At 70.2% G+C, this 20,574-nt stretch carries 9 protein-coding genes; 5 read left to right on the top strand and 4 right to left on the bottom strand.

The window, feature by feature from the left end:
- Positions 1-372: 372 nt before the first annotated feature.
- From ABZV58_RS25120 to ABZV58_RS25130, 3 genes are all read left to right on the top strand, one after another.
- Entirely contained in the window at positions 373-14,025 is a 13,653-nt protein-coding gene (locus tag ABZV58_RS25120; RefSeq protein ID WP_355002587.1) for an amino acid adenylation domain-containing protein, read from the top strand.
- 16 nt (positions 14,026-14,041) lie between these two features.
- On the top strand, positions 14,042-15,034 hold the full coding sequence (locus ABZV58_RS25125) for an ATP-binding cassette domain-containing protein (protein WP_355002588.1): 993 nt from the start codon (positions 14,042-14,044) through the stop codon (positions 15,032-15,034).
- Positions 15,035-15,206: 172 nt separating this feature from the next.
- Positions 15,207-15,989, top strand: a complete 783-nt coding sequence (locus tag ABZV58_RS25130) for an ABC transporter permease (protein WP_355002674.1) — start codon at positions 15,207-15,209, stop codon at positions 15,987-15,989.
- Between the two features lie 60 nt (positions 15,990-16,049).
- Here ABZV58_RS25130 and ABZV58_RS25135 read toward each other — a convergent pair whose 3' ends face one another.
- Positions 16,050-16,385, bottom strand: a complete 336-nt coding sequence (locus tag ABZV58_RS25135) for an RNA polymerase-binding protein RbpA (RefSeq protein WP_067791875.1) — start codon at positions 16,383-16,385, stop codon at positions 16,050-16,052.
- Positions 16,386-16,647: 262 nt separating this feature from the next.
- Between ABZV58_RS25135 and ABZV58_RS25140 the strand changes: the two genes are divergently transcribed.
- Entirely contained in the window at positions 16,648-16,971 is a 324-nt protein-coding gene (locus tag ABZV58_RS25140; RefSeq protein ID WP_355002589.1) for a hypothetical protein, read from the top strand.
- 66 nt (positions 16,972-17,037) lie between these two features.
- Here ABZV58_RS25140 and ABZV58_RS25145 read toward each other — a convergent pair whose 3' ends face one another.
- A complete protein-coding gene (locus ABZV58_RS25145; RefSeq protein WP_355002590.1) occupies positions 17,038-18,054 on the bottom strand; it encodes a hypothetical protein in 1,017 nt (338 codons plus the stop codon).
- A gap of 222 nt (positions 18,055-18,276) precedes the next feature.
- On the bottom strand, positions 18,277-18,903 hold the full coding sequence (locus tag ABZV58_RS25150) for a M23 family metallopeptidase (RefSeq protein ID WP_355002591.1): 627 nt from the start codon (positions 18,901-18,903) through the stop codon (positions 18,277-18,279).
- A 261-nt stretch (positions 18,904-19,164) separates the two neighbouring features.
- Between ABZV58_RS25150 and ABZV58_RS25155 the strand changes: the two genes are divergently transcribed.
- Positions 19,165-19,482: a metalloregulator ArsR/SmtB family transcription factor gene (locus tag ABZV58_RS25155; RefSeq protein ID WP_355002592.1), complete on the top strand. Its 318-nt coding sequence runs from the start codon at positions 19,165-19,167 to the stop codon at positions 19,480-19,482.
- 4 nt (positions 19,483-19,486) lie between these two features.
- Here the strand turns inward: ABZV58_RS25155 and ABZV58_RS25160 are convergent, their stop codons facing one another.
- A complete protein-coding gene (locus tag ABZV58_RS25160; RefSeq protein WP_355002593.1) occupies positions 19,487-20,461 on the bottom strand; it encodes a glycosyltransferase family 9 protein in 975 nt (324 codons plus the stop codon).
- Positions 20,462-20,574: the final 113 nt, after the last annotated feature.

The raw sequence follows: 20,574 nt of genomic DNA on the forward strand, positions 1-20,574 counted from the left end.
TCACGATCTCCTCGACAACCGAACATCCGGTCTCTTCCGGGACGGGCGAGGCCTCCGTAGCCTGTTTGTTATGTTGCCAAATGTTTGCTGACATGGGCGTCGGGGGTTGATTCCGTCCGCGGCGTAAGCCGTCGGACCTCGGTGTTTGTGGTCCGCGACGCCGCTCGACGCGAAAGTTTGCGGAAATGTAGCTGGCCAAAAGGACGTTCTGCCAACGTCGTTCGATGTGAAACAAATCCAATACGTCGGCCATCCGGCATCTGGGGTGCTCCGAATCATAGGGCGTGGATCACACGTCCTACGGCTCGCGCATGCGTGGCCGCCGTAGGGGGGTCGGGGAGTTGCGTCAGTTGCGGCAGAACGGAGTGATGAATGAGTTCATTGGCCACCGATCGCGTCGACCAATGCACTTCGGGTGAGTTTTCGGCACAACCCTTCGCTCTCTCCCCAGCGCAGACGGCCCTGTGGTACGCCCAGCGGATTCGGCCCGACGTACCCTTGACGATCGCCCAATACGTCGAGATCCACGGAGATCTGGACGTCGGGTGTCTGCTCTACGCGATCGAGCGTTTCGGTGCCGAGACCGAGGTCGGGCACGTCCGAATGGCGGAGATCGACGGTATTCCCCATCAGATGGTCGACTGGTCCCGCCGCCCCGGCTGGGGCCGCTTCGATCTGCGCGACGAACCCGACCCGCGCGGCGCCGCGCTGCGCTGGATGACCGAGCACGCCAGCTCTCCCATCGATCTGGAACACGATCCACTCACAACCAACGTGGTGCTGCGCGTCGGTGACTACGAGTATTTCTGGTACTCGCGCGGCCACCACATCGTGATCGATGGCTACGGCGCGATGAACGCGCTGACCCGCACGGCCGAGATCTACACCGCGGTCCAGAACCAGACGGAGCCGTCGGTCTCGCGCGCGACCGGGCTGGCGCAGATCTACGCCGACGAGTCGGCCTACCGCGAGTCCAACCGGTTCCGCACCGACCGCGAGTACTGGCTCGAACAGCTCTCGGGGGCGGGCGGACCGCTCAGCCTGTCCACCGTCGCGGTCACCTCCTCGACCCCGGATCCGGGCAGGCATCTGGCCATGGGCATGCTCGACGACCGCGCCGACGCCGCCATGACCGCGGCGATGGCGGCGTTCGACACGAACAACTCGACGCTGTTCGTGGCGGCGCTCGCCTGCTACGTGCGCTCGGTGACCGGCGATTCGGATGTGGTGCTGAGCCTGCCCGTCGCGGCGCGGACCACCGTCGCGCTGCGTCGTTCGGCGGGCGTGCTGTCGAACGTGGTGCCGATTCGCCTGCGCTTCGACGCGGACACCACCGTGGGCGACGTGGTGCGCTCTACGGAACTGCAGATCACCGGCGCCCTGCGGCATCAGCGCTACCGGCACGACGACATCCGGCGCGATTGCGGCTACTCCAGGGACGCGCGCGGATTCTTCGGGCCGATGGTCAACATCATGCTGTTCCACAACGAGCTGAAGTTCGGCGAGTCGACCGGCTCGCTGCACGTGCTCGCCACCGGACCGGTGGAAGACCTCTCGATCAATCTCTACAACGGCGAAGCCGGCCACATCCACGTCGACTTCGAGGCCAACCCGAGGCTGTACGCCGACCGCGAGGTCGCCATGCACCACGGTCGTTTCCTCGACTTCCTCGGCGAGTTCCTGGAATCCGAGCCGGAGACCGCGGCGGCGTCGCTGTGCGCGATCACCGACGCCGAGCGCGAACTGGTGCTGCGCGAATGGAACGACACCGAGACGCCCGTCCGGGAAGGCACGCTGGCCGAGCTGTTCGCCGAGCGTGTGGAGATCTGCCCGGAGGCGACCGCGCTCGAGTTCGAGGGACGCGCGCTGACCTACCGCGAGCTCGACGAGCGGGCCAATCGGTTGGCGCGCTTGCTCATCGCGCGCGGCGCGGGCCCGGACACGGTCGTCGGTCTCTGCCTGCGGCGCGGCATCGAACTGGTCGTCGGCATGTACGCGATCGTCAAGGCGGGCGCGGCCTACCTGCCGCTGGACCCCGATCACCCGGCCGATCGCATCGATGGCATCCTCGGCCAGGCCGCTCCGGTGTGCCTGCTCGGCGCCGAGCGCGACGGGCTCGCGCTGCCGGTGCGCACCCCGGTGCTGATGCTCGACACCTTGGACACGTCCGGCTATGACGCCGCGCCGATCACCGACGCCGACCGGTGGGCGCCGCTGCGTCCCGAGCACCTCGCCTACGTCATCTTCACCTCGGGCTCCACCGGAAAACCCAAGGGCGTCGGCGTATCTCACGAGTCCATCGTGAACCGGCTGCACTGGATGCAGCACGAGTACCCGCTCGACCGCACCGACGCGGTTTTGCAGAAGACCCCGGCCACCTTCGACGTCTCGGTCTGGGAGTTCTTCTGGCCCTTGCAGATCGGCGCGCGTCTGGTGATCGCGGCGCCCGACGGCCACCGCGATCCCGCCTACCTCGCGCGCGTCATCGCCGAGAAGCGCATCACCACGGCGCATTTCGTGCCGTCCATGCTGTCGGTGTTCGTCACCGACACCGATGTGCGCGGGTGCGTCGGCCTGCGCAGGGTGTTCTGCAGCGGCGAGGCGTTGCCCGCCGCCACCGTTCGCGATTTCCACGCGGTGCTGCGCGGCACCGAGCTGCACAACTTGTACGGGCCCACCGAGGCCGCCGTCGACGTCACCTACTGGCCGTGCCCGAGTTCGCCGGAGACCGTGCCGATCGGCTCGCCGGTCTGGAACACCCAGACCTACGTGCTCGACGAGCGGCTGCGACCGGTGCCACCCGGCGTCGTCGGCGAGTTGTACCTGGCCGGTGTGCAGCTGGCCCGCGGGTATCTCGGCCAGCCGCGGCTGACCGCCGACCGATTCGTGGCCAACCCGTTCACTCCCGGCGCGCGCATGTACCGCACCGGGGATCTCGCCCGCTGGCAGCTCGAGCCGACGGCCGAGGGCCGCGGCGTGCTGGAGTACCTGGGCCGCACCGACTTCCAGGTGAAGATCCGCGGCCTGCGCATCGAGCTCGGCGAGATCGAGGCCGCGCTGCTGGACGACGAGCGCGTCACCAGGGCGGTCTGTGTGGCGCACACCGGGCGCACCGGCGACGAGCTGGTGGCCTACGTGGTCGCCGCACCGGGCGCGGACGACGAGCGCATGGACACCCAGACCCTGCTGGCCGCGCTGCGCCGCACGCTGCCCGCCTACATGGTCCCCTCGGCGGTCATCGAACTCGACGAACTACCGCTCAGCGCCAACGGCAAGATCGACCGCAAGGCGCTGCCGGTGCCGACGCTGGTCGCGAGGACGATGCCGGTGACCGCTGCGCCGCGCACCGAGGTGGAGCGCGCGCTCGCGGCGATATTCAGCGAAGTGCTCGGCATCGACGCGATCGGGCTCGAGGACAGCTTCTTCGATCTCGGCGGCAACTCGCTGATCGCCGCCCGCGCCGTCGCGCGGATCAACGTCGCGCTGGGCACCGCGCTGACCATCCGCGACCTGTTCGAGGCGTCCACGGTGGCCGCCCTCACCCAGCGCTTCGCCTCGCACATCCCCGACACCACCTCGCCGCGGTTGCTGCCCGCCGAACGGCCGGAACGGATTCCGCTGTCGCTGGCCCAGCAGCGGTTGTGGATCCTGAACCGTTTCGCCGAGCATGCCGCCGCGTACAACATGCCGCTGGCCGTCCGCCTCGACGGACCGCTCGACCATGCGGCACTGCGCGCCGGTCTCGTCGACGTGATCGATCGCCACGAGAGCCTGCGCACCACCTTCCCGGAAGCCGCCGACGGCCCCTACCAGCTGATCCACCAGGCCGCCGACATCCCGCTGACCCTGGATCCGATCGACGCCATCGGCGCCGACGTGGCCGCGCTGGCCACCGAGTTCGCCGGGTACGGCTTCGATCTGCGCGGTCAGGCGCCGATCCGGGTCGCCCTGTGGCAGACCGGTCCGCAGCAGCACGTGTTCCTGATCGTGCTGCACCACATCTGTGGTGACGGCTGGTCGGTGACGCCGCTGGCCAAGGACCTGATGGCGGCGGTGGCCGCGCGCGCGGAGGGCGCCGCGCCGCGGTGGACGCCGCTGCCGGTGCAGTACGCCGATTTCGCCCTCTGGCAGCGCGAACTGCTCGGCGACGAGAACGATCCGGCCAGCGCGCTGAGCCGCCAGCTGACCTACTGGCGTTCGGCGCTGGCCGGCCTGCCCGACCAGCTCGACCTGCCGCTGGATCGCCCGCGCCCGATGCGCCGCTCCACCACCGGCGGCCGGGTCGCGTTCACCATCTCGGCCGAAACCCGCCGCGCCGCGGCCGAACTCGCCGCCAGCCGCGGTGTCAGCATGTTCATGGTGCTGCACGCGGCACTGGCCACCCTGCTGGCCCGGCTGTGCGCGAGCTCCGACATCGCGGTCGGCACCCCGATCGCCGGGCGCTCCGATCCGGCGCTCGACGACCTGGTCGGCATGTTCGTCAACACGCTGGTGCTGCGCACCGAGGTCGACGCGGCGGCCGGTTTCGACCGGATGCTCGACGTGGCCCGCGAGACCGACCTGAACGCGTTCGCCAACGCGGACGTGCCGTTCGAGCGGCTGGTCGAGGTGGTCAACCCGGAGCGGTCGGCCGCGCGGCACCCGCTGTTCCAGGTGATGCTGTCCTACGACCGCGCGCCGGAACTCGGCGTCGAACTGCCGAACGTGACGGCCCAGGTGGTGCCGCTCGCGGCCGACGTAGCCAAGTTCGATCTGCAGCTCGAGGTGCACGACAGCTTCGGCGACGGTCCGCTCACCGCCGAATTCGGCTACGCCAAGGACGTTTTCGACGAGCGGACCGTCGAATCGTTCGCACGCCGTTTCGTCGCCCTGCTCACCGCGGCGGTCGCGGCGCCGGAGATGCCGGTCGGCGACATAGACATCCTCGACCGCAGGGAAGCCGACAACCTGGTCCCCATCGCGGCCGCACCCGCCGAGCCGTCGATCTCGCTGGCCCGCCTGCTCACCGCCACCGCCGAGCGGCTGCCCGACGCCGTCGCGGTGCGCTACCTCGGACAGGCCACCACTTATCGCGAGCTCGACGAGATGTCGAACCGCTTGGCGCGCGTGCTGATCGAGCACGGCGCGGGCCCCGAGGTGGTGGTGGCCATCGCGCTGCCGCGCAGCCTCGACTCGATCGCCGCGGTCTGGGCCGTCGCGAAAACCGGTGCGGCGTATGTGCCGATCGATCCCGGCTACCCGGCCGAGCGGATCGGGCACATGATCGCCGACTCCGGCGCGTTTCTCGGCCTGACCATTCCGGAGTGCTTGGCCGCCATACCCGAATGGCCCGCGCCGCGTGGGCGGCACCGCAAGTCCTACGTGGACTGGCTAGTGCTCGGGTCGACCGAACTGGCGGCCGAGTGCGACCACCACTCCACCGCGCCGATCACCGACGCCGACCGGCACCACCCGCTGCGGACCAGCCACCCCGCCTACCTGATCTACACCTCGGGCTCGACCGGAATTCCGAAGGCCGTCGTGGTGACCCACGCCGGCATCGCGTCGCTGGCCAGCGAGCAGATGCACAAGTTCGGCGTCACGGATTCCGCACGCACGCTGCACTTCTCGTCGCCGAGCTTCGACGCGTCGGTACTCGAACTGCTGCTCGGTTTCGCGGCGGGCGCGACCATCGTGATCGCTCCGGCCGGGATGTACGGCGGTGCGGAGCTGGCGGAACTGTTGCGCGACGAGCACGTCACGCACGCGTTCATCACCCCCGCCGCGCTGGCCACCGTGCCGGACGAGGGTCTCGACGAGCTCGAGGCCGTGATCGTCGGCGGCGAGGCGTGCTCCGAGGAGCTCGTGGCGACCTGGTCGACGCGGCACCGCATGCACAACATGTACGGGCCGTCCGAGGCCACCGTCGCCGCGACGGCGTCGGGACCGATGGCGGCGGGACATCCGGTGCCGCTCGGCATGCCGGTGCGCGGCATGCGCCTGTTCGTGCTCGACCGGCGCCTGCACCCGGTGCCGCCGGGCACGCCGGGCGAGCTGTACCTGTCCGGCCCCGGCCTGGCCCGCGGCTACCTCGGCCGTTACAGCCTGACGGCGCAACGCTTCCCGGCGAATCCGCACGGCAGGCGAGGCGAAAGGATGTACCGCACCGGCGATCTGGTGGTCGCCGATCCGGCCGGGCGGCTGCGCTTCCTCGGCAGGGCCGACGACCAGATCAAGATCCGCGGCTTCCGCGTCGAACTCAGCGAGATCGACCACGCGCTGCGCACGCACCCCGGCGTGCGTTCCGCGCTGACGATCGTGCACGCCGGCAACCACGGCGACCCGCGGCTGGTGTCCTACGTGACGGCGGAGAAGGACGCGGAGGGCGTGACGCCCGCCGCGATCCTGGAGACAGCGCGACAGCAGCTGCCCGGCTACATGGTGCCCGCCTCGGTGATGATGCTCGATCGGCTGCCCGTCGCCCCGTCCGGCAAGCTGGACCGAAAGGCCTTGCCGCAGCCGGTGTTCGCGGCCGCAGGTCCGTCGCGCGCGCCGCGCACCGAGACCGAGATCCGGGTGGCGGGCGTGTTCGGCGCCGTGCTCGGACACCCGGTCGAGGGCGCCGAGGACAGCTTCTTCGACATCGGCGGCACCTCGCTGCTCGCCACCAGGTTGGCGGCCGCGCTGCACGCCGAGTTCGGTGTGGATCTGCCGGTGCGGACGCTGTTCGAGGAGCCGACGGTCGCCGCCGTCGCCGAGCGATTGGCGGAAGCGCCCCGGACGCGACGGGTGGCGCTGGCTGTGCACACTCCGCGTCCGGGACGCATCCCGCTGTCGCTGCCGCAGCAGCGACTGTGGTTCCTGAATCGATTCTCGCCCGAATCCAGCGCCTACAACATCGCTTTCGTCATTCGAATCGACGGCGATCTGGATGTGCCCGCGCTGCGCGCCGCGCTCACCGATCTGGTGGAGCGGCACGAAGTGCTGCGCACCGTGTACCCGGAGGACAGCGCGGGCGCCCAGCAGTTGGTCCTGCCGATCGGCCGGGCGCTGCCCTCGGTGGAGCCGATCATGGTCGACGAGGCGGGGGCGACGGACGCGCTGCGCGTACTCGCGCGCGGCGGCTTCGACCTGACCAGGGACACGCCGCTGCGAATCGCGTTGCTGTGCACCGCTACTCAGCGCTACCAACTCGGTATCGTGGTGCACCACATCGCGGCCGACGGCTGGTCGCTCGGCCCGCTGACCCGCGACCTCGCGGTGGCCTACGCGGCGCGCCGCGAAGGTCGCGCGCCGGTGTGGACGCCACTTCCGGTGCAGTACGCCGACTTCGGGCTCTGGCAGCGGGCCTGCCTCGGCGACGAGAGCGATCCGGAGAGCGTCGCGGGCGCGCAGCTCGCCTACTGGCGCACCGAACTGGCCAACCTGCCCACCGAGCTGCCACTGCCGTACGACCGCCCGCGGCCGCTCGACCCGACCCAGCAGGCGGGCACCGTGCGGTTCGCCGTGCCGGAGCCGGTCCAGCGGGCGCTCGCCGAACTCGCGCGTGAGCAGGGCGTCAGCCTGTTCATGGTGCTGCGCTCGGCACTGGCCGTGCTGCTGCGGTTCGTCACCGGCGGGCGCGACATCGTGATCGGCACGCCGGTCGCGGGCCGCACGGACACCAAGCTCGACGAACTGGTCGGCATGTTCGTGAACACCATGATGCTGCGCTCCGACGTGGATCCGGACCGGCCGTTCAGCGACCAGTTGCGCGCCGACCGCGACACCGAGCTGACCGCCATGGCCAACGCCGACGTGCCGTTCGAGCGCGTCGTCGAGGAGCTGGGCCGGGTCGCGGGCGCCGGGGCGAACCGACCGCTGTTCCAGGTGGCGCTGACCGTTCAGGACGGGCCCACGCCGACCCTCGAACTGCCGGAGCTGGCGCTGAGCGCCGAGGAACTGGACATCGCGCGCGCCAAGTTCGATCTGGAGCTGCGGGTCGCGGCCCGTGACGCCGGCGCGCGTGACTTCGAATTCGTCTACGCGGCCGAGCTCTTCGATGCCGAGACGGTCGAGACGCTGGCCGATCGGTTCCTGCGCGTGCTGACCGCGGTCACCGCCGACCCGCGTGCGCTGGTCCGTGAGATCGATGCCCGCACCGAGAACGAGCGCAGGCTGCTCAGCCCGGCGACCGGCGGGCACACCACGCCGCAGCTCACCTTGGCGGCGTACTTCACCGCCACGGCGCGGCGGCACGCGCGGCGTGACGCGGTGCGGTCCGGCGGCGTCTCGATGACCTACGCCGAACTCGACCGGCGTTCGAACCGCTTGGCCCGTGCCCTCGTCGGGCGCGGCATCGGCGTCGGCGATCGGGTCGCGCTCGGCCTGACCCGCTCCATCGACTCGGTGCTGACCGTGCTCGCGGTCGCCAAATCCGGTGCGGCCTTCGTGCCGGTGGACCCGAACTACCCGGCCGATCGCGTCCGCCACATGCTGACCGACTCCGGCTGCCGGTTCGGCGTCAGCGTGTCCGGGCACGCCGGGCGGCTGCGCGCCGCGGGCGACGAAGCGTCGACCGACTGGCTGCTGCTCGACGAGCCGGCCATGACGGCGGAGCTCGACGGGCTGGACGACGGACCGATCGATGACGCGGAGCTGTCGCGGCCCGTGCGGATCGCCGACCTGGCCTACATCATCTACACCTCGGGCTCGACCGGTAGGCCGAAGGGCGTCGCGGTCACCCACAGCGGACTGTCGAACTTCGCCGACGAGATCCGCGACCGGATGCGCGTCGACGCGGACGCGCGGACGCTGCACTTCTCCTCGCCGAGCTTCGACGCCGCCGTGTTCGACCTGCTGCTCGCGGTGGGTGCGGGCGGGACCATGGTGATCTGCCCGCCGGACATCTACGGCGGCGACGAGCTGGCCGCGCTGATGGACCGCGAGCGGGTCACCCACACGTTCATGACGCCCGCGGCGCTGTCCACCATCGACAACGAACGCTGGCCGCTGCCGCACCTGCGTTCGCTAATGATCGGCGGCGAGGCGTGGGGGCCGGAGCTGGTGGCCCGCTGGGCGCCGGGGCGGCTGATGTTGAACGGGTACGGCCCGACCGAGACGACGGTCGTCGTCACGGCGGCCGAGGTGACCGTCGGCGCGCCGATCACCATCGGCACGCTGGTGCGCGGTGCGCGGGCCATGGTGCTCGACGACCGGCTGCGGCCGGTGCCCGTCGGCGTGCCCGGCGACCTGTATCTGGGCGGATTCGGTGTGGCGCGTGGCTATTTCGACCGACTCGGCCTCACCGCCGCGCGGTTCGTCGCCGACCCGTTCGGACCGGCGGGCGCCCGCATGTACCGCACGGGCGACGTGGTGCGCTGGAACGCCGCGAACGAGCTGGTCTACCTCGGCCGCAGCGACCACCAGGTGAAGGTGCGCGGGTTCCGCATCGAGCTCGGCGAGATCACCGCCGCGCTCGGCGGGCACCCGAGCGTGCGGTTCGCGCACACCGACGTCCGCCACATCGCGGGCGCCGATCGGATCGTCGCCTTCGTCCAGCCGATCGATGTGCGCGCGGGCGTGAACACCGAGGCCTTGCGCGCGCACGTCGCGGAACAGCTTCCGGCGCACATGGTTCCGGTGAGCATCACGGTGCTGGACCGGATCCCGCTCACCCCGGTGGGCAAACTGGATACCGCGGCGCTGCCAGAGCCGCAGTTCGCGGCCGTATCCGTCGGCCGGGCGCCGGAGACCGAACTGGAGAAGCTGGTCGCCTCCGTGATGGCCGATCTGGTCGGCGCGGAGACGGTCGGCGCCAGCGACAGCTTCTTCGACATCGGCGGAAACTCGCTGCTGGCCACCCAGCTCGTCGCGCGACTGGAGGCGGCGACCAACACCCGGCTCGAGGTGCGCAGCGTCTTCACCGCGCCGACCGTCGCCGAGCTGGCCGCCATGCTCGAGTCCGGGCCGTCCGGCGCGGAGGCGCGCCCCGGGCCGGTGCCACGCGAGCGGCCCGACCGGATTCCGTTGTCCGCCGCGCAGCACCGGCTGTGGTTCCTCAACCGGTTCAACGAAGTCGGCCCGGTCGCCGACGCGGCGGACCGCAGCGCGGGCGCCTACAACATTCCGGTCGTGCTGCGGATGCGCGGCGAACTGGATGTCGACGCGCTGGTGTGGGCGCTGCACGAGGTGCAGGCCAGGCACGAGTCGCTGCGCACGGTGTTCCCGGAGCTGGACGGCGAACCTGCCCAGGTGGTCCTGGATCCCGCCGACGCGGCGGTGACGCTGTTCGTCGCGACGGTCACCCCCGACGGCGTCGCCGACGCGGTCCGGAGTTTCGCCGAACCGGGCTTCGACCTCGGCGAGTCCGTGCCGCTGCGCGCGGCGCTGATCACCGTGTCCGACGAACCCGATCCGGACGGCACGGCACGGCCCGCCGCCTCGACCGACAACGTCCTCGTGCTCGTCGTGCACCACATCGCGATGGACGGCTGGTCGCTGGAGCCGCTGGCCGTCGACGTGGCCGTGGCCTACCGCGCCGCCTGCGCCGGACAGCGGCCGGAATGGGACGAGCTGACCCTGCAGTACGCGGATTACACACTGTGGCAGCGGGATACGCTCGGCGCCGAAGACGATCCCGACTCGGTGCTTCGCCGCCAGCTCGACTACTGGCGAGCCACCCTCGACGGTGTTCCCGAACTGCTGAACGTGCCCGCGGACCGGCCGCGGCCGCCCGTGCCCTCCTATCGTGGCGGCACGGTGGAATGCGCGATCGACGCGGTCACCCACCGGGAGCTGCAGGCGGTGGCCACCAGCAACAACGTCAGCATGTTCATGGTGCTGCACGCCGCGCTCGCGGTGCTGCTGCACCGGATGACCGCCACCGACGACATCGCGGTCGGCACCGCGATCGCGGGCCGCGGCCACCCGGCGCTGGACCGGATGATCGGCATGTTCGTCAACACGCTGGTACTGCGCACCCGGCTCGATCCGGACGCGCGGTTCACCGACCTGCTGCACAGCGTGCGGGACACCGATCTGGACGCGTTCGCGCACGCCGACCTGCCGTTCGAACGCCTCGTCGAGGTGCTCAACCCGGCCCGCTCGCAGGCGCACCATCCGTTGTTCCAGGTGATGCTCTCGGTGCGAAATCGTCCGCTGCGGAGCCTGGAACTGCCGGGTCTGCGCATCGAGGCCGAGGACGGCGACACCGGGATCGCCAAGTTCGACCTGCAGTTCACCCTCACCGAGGAGCAGACCGCGCAGCGCGAGCCAGGCGGTATCTCCCTCGCGGTGAACTACGCGAGCGATCTGTTCGACGAGCGGACCGCGCACGGACTCGGCAAGCGCCTGGTGCGCCTGCTCGGGGCGATCGCGGCGACGCCGACCGCCGCCGTCGGCGATCTGGAACTGCTCGACCCCGAGGAGTGGACCGGGCTGGCCCCGGTGCGCGGCATCGAGGCCGACCGCCCGATCGTCTTCTCCGACGTGTTCGAGGCCGCGGCGAACGTCGACCGCACCGCGGTGGCGCTGATCTCGGACGGCACGCAGGTGACCTACGACGCGCTGGATCGCTGGACCAACCGGCTGGCCCGGGTGCTCATCGGCCACGGCGTCGGTCCGGAAACCCTGGTGGCGCTGGGTATTCCGCGTTCGATCGAGTCGGTCGCCTCGGTCCTCGCGGTCGCCAAGGCGGGTGCGGCGTTCGTGCCGGTCGACCCGCTGTACCCCGCCGGGCGCATCTCCCACATGCTCACCGATTCCGGTGCGGCGCTGGGTATCACGCTCGCCGAGTACCGCGACGAGCTGCCCGACGGCGTCGAGTGGATCGTGCTGGACGACGCGCAGTTCCGCGCGGGCGTGCTCGCGGCGTCGGACAAGGCGATCATGCAACGGGAGCGGGTGCGCCCGCTGCGGGTCGACAACCCGGCGTACGTGATCTACACCTCCGGTTCGACCGGCACCCCGAAGGGCGTGATGGTCACCCACGGCGGCTTGTCCAACTTCGCCGCCGAGACCGCGGAGCGCTTCGACGTCCAACCCGGTTGCCGCGTGCTGCATTTCGCGACGCCGAGCTTCGACGCCGCGATGCTGGACCTGCTGCTCGCCCTGGGCGGCGCGGCGACGCTGGTGATCACCCCGCCCGGAGTGGTCGGCGGCGCGGAGCTGGCACAGGTGTTCATCGAGGAACGGATCACCCACGCGTTCATCACGACCTCCGCGCTCGGCACGGTCGACCCGACCGGTGTCACCGATCTGGCGCACGTACTGGTCGGCGGCGAGGCGCTGCCGCCCGATCTGGTCGCCCGGTGGGCGCCCGGTCGCAACCTGTACAACGCGTACGGGCCCACCGAGACCACCATCGTCACGGTGATCTCCCAGCCCATGGAGCCCGACGGGCCGATCACCATCGGCGGTCCGATCCGCGGCGTCGCCGCCACCGTGCTGGACGCCAGGCTGCATCCGGCGCCGGTCGGCGTCACCGGTGAGCTGCACCTGGCGGGCAGCGCGCTGGCCCGCGGCTACCTGAACCGGCCGGGACTGACCGCGCTGCGGTTCGTCGCGAACCCGTACGGCAAGCCGGGTGAGCGCATGTACCGCACCGGCGACCTGGTGCGCTGGTGGTCCGGCGCGGCGGAGGGCGAACACGAGATCGAGTACGTCGGCCGCACCGACCACCAGGTCAAGATCCGCGGCTTCCGTATCGAGCTCGGCGAGATCGACATCGCGCTGAGTCGCCACCGCGCGGTCGAGTTCGCCACCACCATCGGCTATCGCACGCCCGCGGGCAGCACGGCGCTGGTGTCGTATGTGAAGCCGCGCAACGGAACCGAGGTCGGCGCCGCCGAGTTGACCGAACACGTGGCCGGGCTGGTGCCGAATTACATGGTGCCGCAATCGATCATGCTCATCGATGAGGTCCCGCTGAGCCCGGTCGGCAAACTCGACCGCAAGGCGCTGCCGGAACCGGTGTTCAGCGCGTCCGGCGGCTACCGGGCGCCGAGCAACCCGGTCGAGGCGGTGCTGTGCGCGGCCTTCGAATCGGTGCTCGGGGTGGAAAGGGTCGGCGCCGACGACGCCTTCTTCGAACTCGGCGGCAACTCGCTGCTGGCCACGAAGGTTGTCGCCCAGGTGCGGGCCGAGGGCATCGACCTGCCGGTGCAGGTGATGTTCGGCGAGGCGACACCCGCCGCCATCGCCGCGCGGCTGGCAGGTTCCGACGGCGCGGCCACCGCGATGGCCGGTGCGCTCGGCGCGGTGCTGCCGATCCGGCCGACCGCTCCGGGACGCCGGGCTCCGCTGTTCTGCGTCCACCCGGCGATCGGGCTGTCCTGGTGCTACTCGGGTCTGCTCGCGCACCTGTCGCCGGACCGGCCGCTGTACGGGCTGCAATCACCGCACGTCGCGGGGGAGGAGGGTTTCGCCACCATCGGCGAGGCCGCGGATTACTACGTGGCGCACATCAAGTCGGTGCAGGCCGAAGGTCCGTACCACCTGCTCGGCTGGTCGCTCGGCGGTCTCATCGCGCACGAGATCGCGGTGCGGCTGCAGGAGTCCGGCGACGAGGTGGCGCTGCTGGCGATGATGGACAGCTACCAGCTCTCCGACGAATTGCTCGAACACGCCATCCCGGGCGTCGCCGACATCATCGCGGAGTTCGGCAGCGACCTCGGCGACGACGTCGAACTCGATCCCACGATGAGCCTGCTCGACGCGGCGGAACTGCTGCGCTCGCGCCCCGGCGCGTTCGCGGCGCTCACCGTCGAGCACCTGGAACGGCTGTACACCGGCTACACCAACGGCACGGAGCTGGCGCACGGCTTCCAGCCGCGCACCTTCGATGGCGACGTGCTGTTCTTCACCGCCGCGGCCGACGAGATCAACCAGGCCGATCCGGCACGGTGCGCGGCGGCGTGGGAGCCGTTCGTCACCGGAACCGTCCACGACCACGAACTGCTCTGCCGCCATTCGGCCATGACCGCACCCGAGTCGCTCGCCGTGATCGGACCGGTGCTGAACCGGCAGCTCGACGGCGGCGCGGGCACAACGAAGGAGGATGCCTAGTGAGTGAGGTGCGGTCATGACTCTCGCGGTGGAGGTGCGCGGTCTCGTCAAGAACTACGGCAAGATTCGAGTGCTCGACGACATCGACCTGGAGATTCCGGCGGGCACGGTGATGGGACTGCTCGGGCCCAACGGCGCGGGCAAGACCACCACCGTCCGGATCGTCACGACCCTGCTGAAGCCGTGCGCGGGTTCGGTGCGGGTGGCCGGTATCGACGTGCTCCGCGACCCGGCGGACGCGCGGCGGCGGATCGGTCTCTCCGGTCAGTACGCGGCGGTCGACGCCAACCTCTCGGGCTACGAGAACCTCCGCATGGTGGCCCGGCTCTACGGCATGACACCGCGCCAAGCCACCACCCGCGCCGCCGAACTGCTCGGCGCGCTCGGCCTCGACCACGCCGCGCACCGCCGCGCGGGCACCTACTCCGGCGGCATGGCGCGCCGCCTCGACCTGGCGGGCGCGCTCGTCGCCCGGCCCGCGGTGGTGGTGCTCGACGAGCCGACCACCGGTCTGGATCCGCGCGGCAGGCTCGACATGTGGCGGGTCATCGGCGATCTCGTCGACGACGGCACCACCGTGCTGCTCACCACCCAGTACCTGGAAGAGGCCGATCTGCTCGCCGACCGCATCACCGTCATCGACCGCGGGCGGGTCATCGCGCGCGGTTCGGCCGACGAGCTGAAGACCTCCATCGGCGGCGACCGGCTCACCGTCACCCTGGCGCCCGGCCAGGAGGCCAAGCCCGCGATGACGGTGCTCGCCCAGATCGGCGTCGGCGAGCCGAGCCACGAGACCGGCACCGACGAGGTGACGGTGGTGGTCGGCGACGGCTCGCGCACCATGGTCGAGGCGTTGCGCAGGCTCGACGACGCCGGGGTGTGCGTGGTCGACGCGAGCGTGCACCGACCCAGTCTCGACGACGTATTCCTGTCCCTCACCGGCACATCGGCGGCGACGCCGAGCGCCGAATCGGAAACCGACGACGTACCCGAGGAGATCATGTCGTGAGTCAGCGACTCGAACCGACAACTACGACAGCGGCATCGCCCCGCGCGAGCGAGGTGGCCCCGTGACGAGTGCCTCCACCGTGGTACGCGACGAGCTCGACAAGGCCGAGGAGACCGCGCAGACGAAACCGAAAGAGCCGGTGCCCCAGGAGATCACGCCACCGAAGCTGCGGATCTTCCGGGACAGCGCGATCGTCGCCTGGCGCAATCTGCTGACCATCCTGCGGGTGCCGACGCTGCTGGTGACCGCGACCATCCAGCCGTTGATGTTCGTGTTCCTCTTCGCCTACATCTTCGGCGCCTCGCTGGGCGGCAGCCAGTACCGCGAGTTCCTGCTGGCCGGAATCTTCGCCCAGACGGTCGCTTTCAATGCGGCGTTCACCACCGTCGGCCTGGCGGGCGACCTGCACAAGGGCATCATCGATCGGATGCGCACGCTGCCCATGTCGCGGCTCGCGGTGCTCATGGGCCGCACGCTGTCGGACCTGGCCGTGAACATCCTGAGCTTGGTGGTCATGGTGGTCTGCGGCTACATCGTCGGCTGGCGGATCAACGGCGGAATCGCCGACGCCGTCCTGGCTTTCGGGATCATCCTGCTGTTCGCGTTCGCGATGTCGTGGGTCGGCGCGGTCACCGGTCTGTTCTCGCCGACCGTCGAGGTCGCCCAGTCCGCGGGCCTGATCTGGTTGTTCCCGCTCAGCTTCATCTCGTCGGCGTTCATTTCCGCCGAGACGCTGCCGGGGCCGCTGCGCACCATGGCGGAGTGGAATCCGATCACCGCGGTCTCGGCGTCCGGACGCAAGTTGTTCGAGAACGATTCCCCGCCCTCGTTCGTGCCGCCCTCGGGCTGGGCCGCCGAGCACTGCGTCGAGTACGCCATCATCTGCTCGGTCGCGATCTTGGCCGTGGCGATGCCGTTGGCGCTGCTGCGCTACCGCAAGGTCGCCAGCCACTGAGTCGCGGACACGACAAAAGGCCGCCTCCCGATCGGGAGGCGGCCTTTTCAGTCGGCTGCGTCAGGCGCGGCGGCGGGTCTTGAGCAGTTCGAGGCGCTCCTTGAGCAGCTCCTCGAGCTCTTCCTTGCTGCGACGCTCCAGCAGCATGTCCCAGTGGGTGCGCGGCGGCTTGACCTTCTTGGTCTCCTGCGTGGTGCCCTCGACCAGGATGCCCTCCTGGCCGTTGCGACACAGCCAGGTCGGGGGGATCTCGGCGTCGTCGGCGAAGGGCACGTCGAACTCTTCGCCGTTGTCGGTGCGGTACCGGGCGATCCGACGCGGGGCCAGGTCGTGGTCGCGATCGGTCTCGTAGCTCACCGCTCCGAGCCGACTGCCCCGGAGTACGCGATCTGCCATGGTGTGCCTCTCCCTGTGTGCTCGAGTCTTGTTGCGCTGCGACCGTGCCCGGCGAACGCGTCCTGCGCTCGCTGGACCTCTAGTGCAACGAACGGGCCTGCGTCAATAGTTCCCGACACGGCGACGGTGAACCGTTCCATTGTAGTCGGTGGCGATGTCGTGCTTCGCGACGCGGGCGTCCTGAGGTTTCCCATGTTGCGGTCCGGCGACGGCGGGGGGTCTGCGGGCGGACTGGCCGGGCGACACACTAGTGTTCTGCCTCATGTCGCGCCGCTTGCTGTCCTGCCTGTGGTGTGGGCGGGAGATCGTGGAGTCGGAGGCCGGACGTCGTCGCCGGTACTGCCGCCAGTCCTGCCGCCAACGGGCCTACGAACACCGCAACAGCCTCAAAGGCACCGGTATCCCGGAAGACTCCGTGGTGCTCAGCGCCCAGGAGGCCGCCGACCTCGCCGACCGCTGGTTCGCGGCCCGCTGCGCCGCCGAGGACATCGCCACCGCGATCGGCGAAGGCGCCGACGCCACCGAACTCGCCTCCCTCAGCGCCACCCTCGTCACCTTGGCCAGAGAAGCCGAACGCCTGCGCTAGCCCCGACGCTCGATTCCGCGTCTTATGGCAGCTCCTGTAGTCCAGCACCGGATGGTGAGGCACTACCTACGCCGCGAGACGGCGGGCGCGGTAGTAGAGGACGAAGGTTGCTGTTGTGGTGAAGGTGAGGAGGGCGGCGTAGGCGGTGAGGGTGTGGGGGTCGGGGTGGATGAGGGATTGGGCGCGCATGGCTTGCCAGAAGGTGATGGCGAGTACGCCGGTGTAGGTGAGGGCGAGGACGGCCATGAGGGCGGCGCGGGTGGGTTCGGGGCGCAGCCAGCGGTGACGGCGGGCCAGGTAGGTGAGCAGGAAGGTGGCCAGGAGCAGGGCTTGGATGCCGTGCAGGCCGATGAAGTGGGGGACGCGGAGGTCGCCGCCGATGGTGCTCCAGTGGGTGAACGGCATGCCTTCGGCGGTGTCGCGGATCGCGAGTTCGGCGGCGGGCGCGTCTTCCGGCAACACGGTGTGGCCAGCGACCAGCTCCACGACTTGTCCGTTGGCGTCACGGACGAGCTGTTCGCCGGTGAAGCCCATCAGGTACCCGAGCGCCATGCCCGCCACGGCCAGCGCCAGTCCGGCGTGGATGGCCCGGGCGGTGGGCCGGTCGACCAGCCGCTGCCAGGACAGGATCAGCACGATGAGCAGGTTCGCGAAGAACAGGCCCGGCACGCCGGTGGCGAACACCATCTGGCCGATGGAGTTGACCGGGTCGTCGGACGAGTTGAAATGGCTGAAGGTGCCGCGCGCGGCCTGGACCACGATGAAGCCCACGTCGAGCGCCCCGGTCACCGCGAACGTCGTGCCGAGCCACCAGGTGGCGCGAGATCCCTTGTGCGGCACGGACAACAGCCATGCGAGCGTGATCTCGTATACCGCGAACGCCACCCCGAACTTGAAGGTCTTCAACCACACGGACTCCCCGAGCAGCGTGCGGTCGTCGACGATCATCCCGCCCAGCGAGAACACGACGAGCGCGGCCATAGCGACCGATGACCAGAGCAGGGGACGGTGCAGGCGCCGAGTATCGCGCGGGAGATCGGGCTGGTCGTGTCCGCTGACGGTGGCGAGTTCGGTCGTCGACATGTCCCGAACGTAGGAATCGCCTACGCCGGAACACGTCCCGCCACAGCACTATTCGCGCCCCGTACCGGAGTATCAGACGACTCCGCCGCTCACCCTGGGGCGGGGGAGCGGCGGAAGAACGCACATGCCCGCGAACGGCGCTGTTCGCGGGCATGGCTGCCGGGAGTGACGACCGGCGGGGATTCGCGAGCCCCTCATCGGGCTCGCGAACCCGGGTGCGGATCACTCCCCGGCGAAACCTACGTGGACGCCACGGGCGGCGAGCCACGGCATCGGGTCGATCGGGCCGTAGGTGGGATCGTGCACTTCGTAGTGCAGGTGCGGACCGGTGGACTGGCCACGGTTACCGACGGTCGCGATCACGTCGCCTGCCAGGACCGGCTGACCGACCTCCGCGAGGATATCGTTGACGTGTCCGTAGACTCCGACGGTGCCGTCGTCCTGCTGGACTCGCACCCACAGGCCGAAGCCGGAAGCGGGGCCTGCCTCGATCACGACGCCGTCGGTGACGGCGAAGATCGGAGCGCCGATCGGGTCGCCGAAGTCGAGGCCGTTGTGCTGCGAGCCCCAGCGGGAACCGAAGTTGGAGGTGAGTCGGCCCGCGACGGGACGCACGGTGTGCGGACGGGCGGGTTCCGCGATGGGTTCCGCGACGGGCGCCGGGGCGGCTTCCTGAGCGGCGCGGTGCTCGTCCCAGGCCTCGGGAGCGGACGGCTGGGTCGGGTCGAACGCCGCGTACTGGATGGCGCTGGAGTTCGCGGCGGTTTCGGCGGCCGCGGGAGCCGGGTTGTCGGGGTTGGCGAAGGCCAGGACGCCGAGGGAGGCGCCAACGGCGGCGGAGACGGCCACCGCACGGGTGGCGACACGGTGCCGGCGAGAGCGAGTCGCGCCGGGCCGAAGGGCTGATAACAGATCGGTCACGGGCATGACTCGAAGCTAACGGACCGTGATAGTCGAATTGTTACCTTGTGGCTACCGTCACAGAACGGTAAAAGCCCAGCTCGAGTGTCACGAAGAGATAACGGTAGAGCGTGTCCGTGTTACCTACCTGGGGAAATTGGGTAGTACGCGATCTTGACCAGCTAATTGCTAGTTGATCACAATGTTTAAGTGGCGACTAACGGAGTTCGGGCACTCGAGGCGCTGGCCGAGCCGACCAGGCGGGCGATTTTCGAGGCGCTGCCGCATGCGCCGAGATCGGTGGGGGAGCTGGCCGACCTGGTCGGCGTGAGCAGTTCGGCGGTCTCCCAGCACCTGAAAGTGCTGCGGGCGGCGCGGCTGGTCATGGTGCGCGCGGAAGGCACACGGCGGGTGTACACGCTCGATCCGCGCGGACTCGGCGACGCGCGCGACTACCTCGAACAGTTCTGGCCGAGCGCGCTGGCGGCCTACGCGGCCGCGCTGAGCGAGGCGCGCGCCGAGCAATGAGGAGTCAGCCCACCCTGCGGTAGGTCGGGCGCCGCGCCGCGGCGGAGTTTCGCTGGTCGAGTTGCTTCTCGACCGCGCCGACGACCTCGCCCACTCCGATACGCAGCAACCCGGGATCTGGCGTATCGGCATGCCGATCACCCGTCTGACCGGCCCACAGCACGATGTGCCTGGCAAGCAGATGCGGTGGCGGTCCGCCCCAGCGCGGCGGCGTCGGGCCGAACAACAGAACGGTGCGGGTGCCGAAAGCCGTGGCCAGCCGCGCGACGCCCGTATCGCCGCTGATCACCAGCGCGGCCTCGGCGACCGTGGCGGCGAGGTCGATGAGGTTCTGCTCGCCCGCGAGCACGTTCGCCTGGGGAAGTCCGGCGCGCGCGGCGACGTTCAGCGCGATGTCCCGCTCGAACTCGTCGCCGGTGAGCACCACCTCGCGGCCGAGCACCAGCAGGTGCCGGACGACCGCGGCGAACCGGTCCGGCGGCCAGCGCCGCGCGGGAGCGCCCGCCCCGACGTGCACGACGACGCAGTCGCGGCGGCTGTTGGTGGAGACGGGCGGCACCAAGCCCAGGTTGCGGCGGTCGGCCACGATGCCGTCGGACTCGAGCAGGTGACACCACCGCTCCACGTCGTGCATGTCCGGCTGCCAGATCGGGCCCGCCAGCTCGGGGAAGGCCGGGTTGCGGTAGGTCAGGATCCGTGCCGGATCGGTCTTCACCAGCTCGACGACGCTCTCGGCGCTCGGCCCGTGCAGGTTCACCGCCAGCTTCGGCGACGGTCCGTCCCAGCGCAGCGCGCTCACGTCGGCGGTGGGGACCATGGTGTCCACCGAGGTGATCAGGTCGACGATCGGCTTGAGCCGGTGCGGCGCGGCGAGGACGATCTGGTCGCTCGGCTTGGCTCGTCGCAGCGCACGGAGCGCCGGGACCGCGGTGAGCAGATCACCGAGTCCGCGTGCCTGTAGCACGAGTACAACCGCCACCCTCTTCTCCTAGCAACCCGAGACTCACGAAATGCGACCCCCACCCCGCAGGTGTTCAAACGACGAGAGCCACTTACGGATGACTTCCCATGGCGCTCGGGCGGTAAACGTGG

The organism is Nocardia sp. NPDC004654 (genome assembly GCF_040609595.1).
Taxonomy (GTDB): Bacteria; Actinomycetota; Actinomycetes; order Mycobacteriales; family Mycobacteriaceae; genus Nocardia.